The sequence below is a fragment of the Variovorax sp. CAN15 genome (assembly GCF_030462475.1).
Lineage (GTDB): Bacteria > Pseudomonadota > Gammaproteobacteria > Burkholderiales > Burkholderiaceae_C > Variovorax.
In genome coordinates this window covers 1-6,936 of record NZ_JASMRZ010000134.1, presented here as the reverse complement: position 1 = coordinate 6,936, position 6,936 = coordinate 1, and the positions used below count along the sequence as shown (strand labels likewise).

Annotated in this window: 6 protein-coding genes and 2 pseudogenes; 1 reads left to right on the top strand and 7 read right to left on the bottom strand. The window is 66.5% G+C overall.

All coding sequences use genetic code 11. From position 1 onward, the window contains the following. Window positions 1–319: 319 nt before the first annotated feature. The 7 genes and pseudogenes from glnA to QMO14_RS32120 form a co-directional block, all read right to left on the bottom strand. The gene (gene glnA / locus QMO14_RS32150; RefSeq protein ID WP_093199113.1) at window positions 320–1,735 is read right to left on the bottom strand and encodes a type I glutamate--ammonia ligase; all 1,416 of its coding nucleotides are present in this window, start codon (window positions 1,733–1,735) and stop codon (window positions 320–322) included. 146 nt (window positions 1,736–1,881) lie between these two features. Further along, on the bottom strand, window positions 1,882–2,682 hold the full coding sequence (locus QMO14_RS32145) for a molybdopterin-binding protein (RefSeq protein ID WP_301512127.1): 801 nt from the start codon (window positions 2,680–2,682) through the stop codon (window positions 1,882–1,884). Continuing rightward, window positions 2,679–3,569, bottom strand: a complete 891-nt coding sequence (locus QMO14_RS32140; protein WP_301512126.1) for an EI24 domain-containing protein — start codon at window positions 3,567–3,569, stop codon at window positions 2,679–2,681. The genes QMO14_RS32145 and QMO14_RS32140 overlap by 4 nt, the downstream gene beginning before the upstream one ends. 50 nt (window positions 3,570–3,619) lie before the next feature. After that, window positions 3,620–4,594 (bottom strand): sterol desaturase family protein, encoded by a 975-nt coding sequence (locus QMO14_RS32135; RefSeq protein ID WP_301512124.1) that lies wholly within the window; start codon window positions 4,592–4,594, stop codon window positions 3,620–3,622. A 25-nt stretch (window positions 4,595–4,619) separates the two neighbouring features. Continuing rightward, window positions 4,620–5,441, bottom strand: coding sequence for a polysaccharide deacetylase family protein (locus QMO14_RS32130; protein ID WP_301512123.1), 822 nt, complete (start codon window positions 5,439–5,441; stop codon window positions 4,620–4,622). Further along, window positions 5,425–6,429, bottom strand: coding sequence for a YncE family protein (locus tag QMO14_RS32125; RefSeq protein ID WP_301512122.1), 1,005 nt, complete (start codon window positions 6,427–6,429; stop codon window positions 5,425–5,427). Before QMO14_RS32125 ends, QMO14_RS32130 begins: the two co-directional genes overlap by 17 nt. Before the next feature lie 101 nt (window positions 6,430–6,530). Beyond that, window positions 6,531–6,731: pseudogene (locus tag QMO14_RS32120) on the bottom strand (16S rRNA pseudouridine(516) synthase); the annotation flags it as partial. Here QMO14_RS32120 and QMO14_RS32115 point away from each other — a divergent pair. Beyond that, window positions 6,708–6,936: pseudogene (locus tag QMO14_RS32115) on the top strand (peroxidase-related enzyme); the annotation flags it as partial. The pseudogenes QMO14_RS32120 and QMO14_RS32115 sit on opposite strands and share 24 nt — an antisense overlap.

The window sequence follows — 6,936 nt, the reverse complement described above, 5'->3', positions numbered from 1 at the left end:
GGGCGCTTTTATGTCGCGCCAGGCGCTGCGCAGCCATGAAAAGGCTCTTGGAGCGCTACTTGGTCGCTGTCGCTGGGCTGTGGCCCCATCGTCGCGAAATCAGCTTCACCTGAAAGAAAAAACCCCGCGTTCCAGAAAACGGGGGGTTCGTCAGCAGTCTGAGGACGGCCAAGCCGTCCTTCGTAACCCATCAGGCTTACACCCGCCTCGGGCCCCTTCGGGGATACCGCGGAACCGGCTTCGCCGGGCCGCAGGTATCGCCCCCGGGAAGGGGGTTGGCGAAGCGACACGAAGTGCGCGCAGCCTGGGGGCGAACCAATTACAACGAGTAGTACATGTCGAACTCGACCGGATGGGTCGCCATGCGGAAGCGCGTGACTTCCTGCATCTTCAGTTCGATGTAAGCGTCGATGTAGGCATCGGTGAACACGCCGCCCTTGGTCAGGAACGCACGGTCCTTGTCCAGGTATTCCAGGGCCTGGTCGAGGCTGTGGCAGACGGTCGGGATCAGCGCGTCTTCTTCCGGCGGCAGGTGGTACAGGTCCTTGCTGGCGGCTTCGCCCGGGTGGATCTTGTTTTCCACGCCGTCCAGGCCGGCCATCAGCAGCGCGGCGAAGCCCAGGTACGGGTTCATCAGCGGATCGGGGAAGCGCGCTTCGACGCGGCGGCCCTTCGGGTTGGCCACGAACGGAATGCGGATCGAGGCCGAGCGGTTCTTGGCCGAGTAGGCCAGCTTCACCGGGGCTTCGAAGCCGGGGACCAGACGCTTGTAGCTGTTGGTGCCGGGGTTCGTGATGGCGTTCAGGGCACGTGCGTGCTTGATGATGCCGCCGATGTAGTGCAGGGCGAAGTCCGAGAGGCCTGCATAGCCGTCGCCGGCGAACAGGTTCTTGCCGTCCTTCCAGACCGACTGGTGCACGTGCATGCCGGAGCCGTTGTCGCCGACGATGGGCTTGGGCATGAAGGTGGCGGTCTTGCCGTAGGCGTGGGCCACGTTGTGGATCACGTACTTCTGCAGCTGGACCCAGTCGGCGCGCTGCACGAGCGTGCTGAACTTGGTGCCGAGTTCCATCTGGCCGGCGTTGGCCACTTCATGGTGATGCACTTCGACCGGGATGCCGAGCGATTCGAGCACCAGGCACATTTCCGAGCGCATGTCCTGGAAGCTGTCGACCGGGGGAACCGGGAAGTAGCCGCCCTTGACTGCCGGACGGTGGCCGGTGTTGCCGTGCTCGAACTCCTTGTCGGTGTTCCACGAGGCTTCTTCGGATTCGATCTTCACGAAGCAGCCCGACATGTCGTTCTTCCAGCGCACGCCGTCGAACACGAAGAATTCGGGTTCCGGACCGAAGTAGGCGGTGTCGCCCAGGCCCGATGCCTTCATGTAGGCCTCCGCGCGCTTGGCGAGCGAACGCGGATCGCGCTCGTAGGCCTTGCCGTCGGCGGGGTCGATCACGTCGCAGGTCAGGATCAGCGTCGTTTCTTCGAAGAAGGGGTCGATGTTGGCGGTGTTCGGGTCGGGCATGAGCTGCATGTCCGAAGCTTCGATCCCCTTCCAGCCGGCGATGGACGAGCCGTCGAATGCGTGGCCCGAGGTGAATTTGTCTTCGTCGAAAGCCGAGACCGGCACGGTCACGTGCTGCTCTTTGCCGCGGGTATCGGTGAAGCGGAAGTCGACGAACTTGACCTCGTTTTCCTTGACGAGCTTGAGTACATCGGCGACGGTCTTTGCCATCAGTTTCTCCTGAGTTGGATGGTGGTTAGGAATACAGGGACGTGGGATGCAGTTTCTGTGCCATTGTCACCTCATCGGATGAGGCTTCCGTGGCCACCGCGAAACCCAAATGAAGGCGGAAACTCACTATTTTGGTGCATTGATTTTTATCGCACCAATTCAGGGCCCAGCTTGGCGTCAAAAGTGTGCAGGCCTTCGATCAGCTGGGCGTAGGCGGCATCGAGTCGGCCGGGCTCGCCCTTGACGCCCAGCTCGATATGCCGGCCGTACGTGGGGTGGTCGACGCTGGGCAGGCTGAAAACCTTGATGCCGGCGTGGGTGGCCTCGATGGCTTCCATGAGCGGTGTCAGCGTGGCCTCCATGGCACCGAAAACGATCACAGACTTCTCGGCGACGGCGTTGCTGGCGAACAGCCCGGCGTAGCGGCCGTCGAGCACCGATTCGATCATCGGCCAGGCCATGACGGGAAAGCCCGGCACGAAATGCACGTCGCCCACGCTGAAGCCCGGGATCTTGTTGTAGGGGTTGTAGATGAGCGTGGCGCCCTGCGGAAACACGCCCATGTTGAGCCGGTGCACGTTGTCGGAGCGGTCGGGCTCGTAGGGCAGGCCCTGCTCGCGCGCGGTGTCCTGCATGCGCTCGCGGATCAGCAGCTCGGCCTCTGGGTGCAGCGCCAGCGGCACGCCGAGCGCCCTGGCGGCGCACTGGCGGGTGTGGTCGTCGGGCGTGGCGCCGATGCCGCCGGTCGAGAAGACGACATCGCCCGAGGCGAAGGCGCGCTGCAGCGCCGCGGTGATGCGCCCGGGCTCGTCGCCCACGTATTCGGCCCAGCTCAGTTGCAGGCCGCGCGCGGCGAGCAGTTCGATGACCTTGGCCATGTGCTTGTCGGCACGCTTGCCGGAGAGGATCTCGTCGCCGACGACGATGAGACCGAATGTGCGAGTCATGGAGAACCCCATTGGGAAAGAGCGGCCTTGCTGGCTTCGTCGGCCTCGATGGCGGCGGGCGCGCCGCCTGCGAGCGATGCCTCCGCCGCGGCGCGGCGGGCACGCAGCTGCGCGAGCGCATCGAGGCAGTAGTGGGCGAACCAGAGCGCCGAGAAGGCGAAAACCAGTGTGTAGATCCAGATGGCGATCGGCACCAGCACGAAGAAGGCGGCGGCGAACAGCAGGCCCGAAGCCCAGACGATGCTGGGCGCGGCACCCAGGTAGCCGCAGAGCACGCCGATGCACAGCAGCGGCACCCGGTGCGCGCGGATGAGCGCGGCACGTTCCTCGGGGCTGGCGTGCTCGGCCAGCGCGTCGAAGCTCATCACGCGGTAGGTGAGCCAGCCCCAGATCAGCGGCGGCAGTATCAGCACCAGCGGCGGAATGAGCCACAGCGGCATCGACACCACCAGCGCGATCACCGCCAGCACGGTGGCGCCGAGGGAGCGCGCCACGCTGCCGAAGAACGAAGCGCCCTTCTTCTGCTCGAGCCCCGGAAAACGCCGCTCGCTCACGAGCCTGGTCAGCGCGGGCGCCATGAAGCCGGCGACGATCAGCAGGCAGATCACCACGATCACCGGTGTGGCGGCGAACACCACGACCAGCGATGCCAGCGCGGAAGTGATGTCGCCGGAGAAAAGACGGCCGATCCAGGCCCAGAAGCTCGACAGCAGCGGCCAGGCGTCGAGCGCGCCGCGCGTCCAGGCCACGGCGGCATCCCAGTAGAAGTAGCCCAGCGCCGCGGCCAGCACGATCATGAGCCCCAGCGGGAGCAGCGACAGCACGATCACGCGCGGCAGCATGCAGTAGGCGACCGCGCGCCAGAAGGAGTCGAGGAGCAGGCGCATGAGGCAGCGAGGATAACGCCTCGGGCGAGCCTTTCAGGGCGGGGTGCCCCTCAACCGCGACCGACCATTCGCTTCAGGCCGAGCCACTGCTGGGCCCAGAAGCCGCGGCCGTATTCGCGCACGCTGCCGTCGGCGCGCGGCTCGACCTGGTCGCGGATGCCGGTCGGGTCGTAGCGGTCCTCGAAGTTGGCGGTGCGAAAGAGCATGTCCCACCACGGCAGCAGCACGCCGAAGTTGTGGCCGCCGAGGGTGCTGGCGCCCTTCGATTCGTGGCCCAGCCCGATGCTGTGGTGCAGCCGGTGGAAGCGCGGGCTGATCCACAGCCGCTCGCCGATCGCGCCGAAGCTCAGCCGCAGATTGGCGTGCTGCAGGCTCTCGCTGAGCTGGGTGAAGGCGACGAATGCGATGAACTGCCCGGGCGCCACGCCGATGAGCTGCGCCACGATGACGATCAGCGCGTCGTGCACGATGTCGTCGAGCAGGTGGTTGCGGTCGTCGCTCCACATCGTCATCTGGCGCTGCGAGTGGTGCAGCGAGTGCAGGCCCCACCACCAGTTGAACTGGTGCTGGCCGCGGTGGATCCAGTAGCCGACGAAGTCGAGCACCACGAGATAGATGGCGAAGGCCACCCACGGGATGTCGGTGACGCCGGGCCACACCTCGTCGAGGTGGAATGTGCCCCACCCCGCCGTGCGCAGTGCGCCCATGGCGTCGTCGAAGAAGGGCTGCAGCGTGAAGAACATCGCCAGCCGGAACAGCCCGAGCCGGTGGATCAGCGTGTAGAGCACGTCGATGCGGATCGCGTGGCGGTCGTGCACCGGCTCCACCGAGCGCCAGCGCTGCAGCGGCCCGATGATGGCCAGCAGCACCAGGATCTGGATCACGCCCACCAGCAGCCAGCCGGTGGCATCGAAGGCATCCTCGGTCCAGCCGCCCAGGCCCACGGCGTAGACCAGCGGCTGCACGGCGGCCTCGAAGAACCAGCCCTGCAAGGCGGAGAAGGCGTCTGTCAGCCAGTCGATCACGATCGGGAAACTCGTCGTCAGTCGTTCAGGGATGGGAGGCGATCCAGGCCTTGAAGTCCGGATGCTGGCGCAAGGTGCGGAAGCAGAAGCCCTTGGCCTTCAGGCCGACGATCAGCGGCTCGAGGTTGGCGGGCGCCCACGGGTCCTTGCGCGACCAGATGCCCAGGTGCGCGAGCAGGATGTCGCCGGGGCGGATCGTGTCCAGCGCCTGCGTCAGCAGCTTCGCGTTGCTGAATTTCTCGCTCGGCAGCTCGTCGCCGAGGAAGCCGGCGCTCGCCCAGCCCACGTACTTGTAGCCGCAGCCTTCAGCCGCGGCCAGCAGCGCCGGCGAGGTCTTGCCGCCCGGCGCGCGGTAAAGCGGCAGCGGCTTCTTGCCGGTGATCGCCGCCAGCCGGTCGGAGGCCTTCTTGATGTTGGCGCAGTACTCGGCCGCGCTCCAGGTCGATTCCTTGCCGTTCTGCGGGCCGGCCGAGGGCTTGATGCGGAAGGCCGGCGGCGTGCCCTTCACGTCGGCGCGCCAGTAGGCGTGGTCGTACGTGTGAGAGCCGAATTCGTTGCCCTCGGCCGCCCTCGCCTTCCACCACGGCGCCCAGTGGTCGTCGAGGCTGTCGCCGTCGGTCTGGGTGCGCTCGGCGGCGGCGAAGAAGGTGACGCGAACGTCCTGCCGCTTGAGCACGTCGGCCACCAGCGGCGCGATGCCCATGTGGCCGGTGTCGAAGGTCAGGTAGACGGGCTTTTCGCAGGCGGCCGGCTCTTGCGCCGCCCAGGCGCCAGGCGACAGCGCCGCCGCCAGGGCGACCATGGATGCGGCGACGGCCAGGCCGGTGCGCCTAGATACGCTTGGCATGGTCCAGCGTCCAAACGCCGTGCGGCGAACGGCCGACGTTGACCTGGCGCACGACCTTGTTGCTTGCCAGGTCGACCACGCTGAGCTTCTTGGCCCAGCGCGAAGTCACGTAAAGCGTCTTGCCGTCGGCCGACACGTCCATGCAGTCGGGGCCGCCGGGCACCGGGTAGGTTGCGACCACCTTCAGCGTCGCCAGGTCAATGCGGCTGATGGTGTTGGCCACCCGGTTGCTCACGAACACGCTCTTGCCGTCGCCGGCCGAGCGGAAGGCGTGGGCGCCCTTGCCGGTGGGAATCTTGCCGACCAGCTTGGGCTCGGCGCCGGCCACGTCGAACACCTGCACGCCGTCGCTGCCGGTGAGGCCCACGAGCAGCGTCTTGTCGTTGTGCACGCCGAAGATGTCGGCCGGCATGGCGCCGGTGGTGGTGCGCCACTTGATGGTCTGCGTGGGCAGATCGACGGCGATCATCTCGTCGCTGTCCTGCATCGTCACGTAGGCGATGGTGCTGGTGTTGTCGATCCAGATGTGGCTGGGCGTCTTGCCGCTGGCGATGCGCTTGGCCAGCTTCAGGTCCTTGCCGTCCCAACGGTAGACGTCGACATGGTTCAGCCGGTTGCCGGCCGTGACGAACCACTTCATGTCGCGCGAGAACTGCAGCTGGTACGGATCGATGATGCCGTAGACCACGCGCTGCACTTCCGCCGTGCGGGGGTTCAGGAAGGTCAGCGAGTCGCCCGCCGAATTGGCCACGATGACCGACTTCTCGTCGGGCGTCATGTAGATGTGGTGCGGCTCCTTGCCGGTGGGAATGCGCTGCTTTTCCGTCCAGTCGACGGGATTGATCACACTCACATTCGCGTCCAGCGAGTTGAGCACGAAGATCGGAGGGGGTTCCGGCGCTGCGGCGGCGGTATGGGCCGCGAAGGCCGTCATGCAGGCAAGCAGGAAAGCCGCGAGGCGGCCGTTCGGTCGGGCAGGGAGTCGCAAGGGAAGGTTCCGGGAGAGAGTTCGGAATGTTAACGGCCGGCCCTTAAGACTGGCTGACCGGAAGCGTGTCCTTTTCCCCGGTTTCCCCGCGCTTTTCTCTTCTACTTCAACGCCTTGGCGGGTCTGGCCGGCGCGCGCAGGCCCGCCACCTCGTCGGCGGTCAGCCAGCGCCACTGCCCGGGCGCGAGCTCGGCGGGCAGCGCCAGCTCGCCGATGCGCGAGCGGTGCAGCCCCTCCACCCGGTTGCCGACCGCCGCCAGCATGCGCTTGACCTGGTGGTACTTGCCCTCGGTGAGGGTGAGCCGCAGGTGGCCGACCAGGTGGCGGTGAACTATCGCAAGGCCGACATCACGCCGCGCCAGCGCGCGATGCTCGACTTTGCGATGAAGGTCTGCGAACGCTCGCACGAGATCGACGACAGCGACTTCCCGCCGCTGCACGCCCACGGCTTCGACGACGAGGACATCTGGGACATCGCGGCCATCACCGCCTTCTTCGGCCTGAGCA

Bases quoted from the DNA above. Each gene is read 5' to 3' on its own strand.
- QMO14_RS32140 (WP_301512126.1), bottom strand. From the start codon at position 3,569: ATGCGCCTGCTCCTCGACTCCTTCTGGCGCGCGGTCGCCTACTGCATG.
- glnA (WP_093199113.1), bottom strand. From the start codon at position 1,735: ATGGCAAAGACCGTCGCCGATGTACTCAAGCTCGTCAAGGAAAACGAG.
- QMO14_RS32145 (WP_301512127.1), bottom strand. From the start codon at position 2,682: ATGACTCGCACATTCGGTCTCATCGTCGTCGGCGACGAGATCCTCTCC.
- QMO14_RS32130 (WP_301512123.1), bottom strand. From the start codon at position 5,441: ATGCCAAGCGTATCTAGGCGCACCGGCCTGGCCGTCGCCGCATCCATG.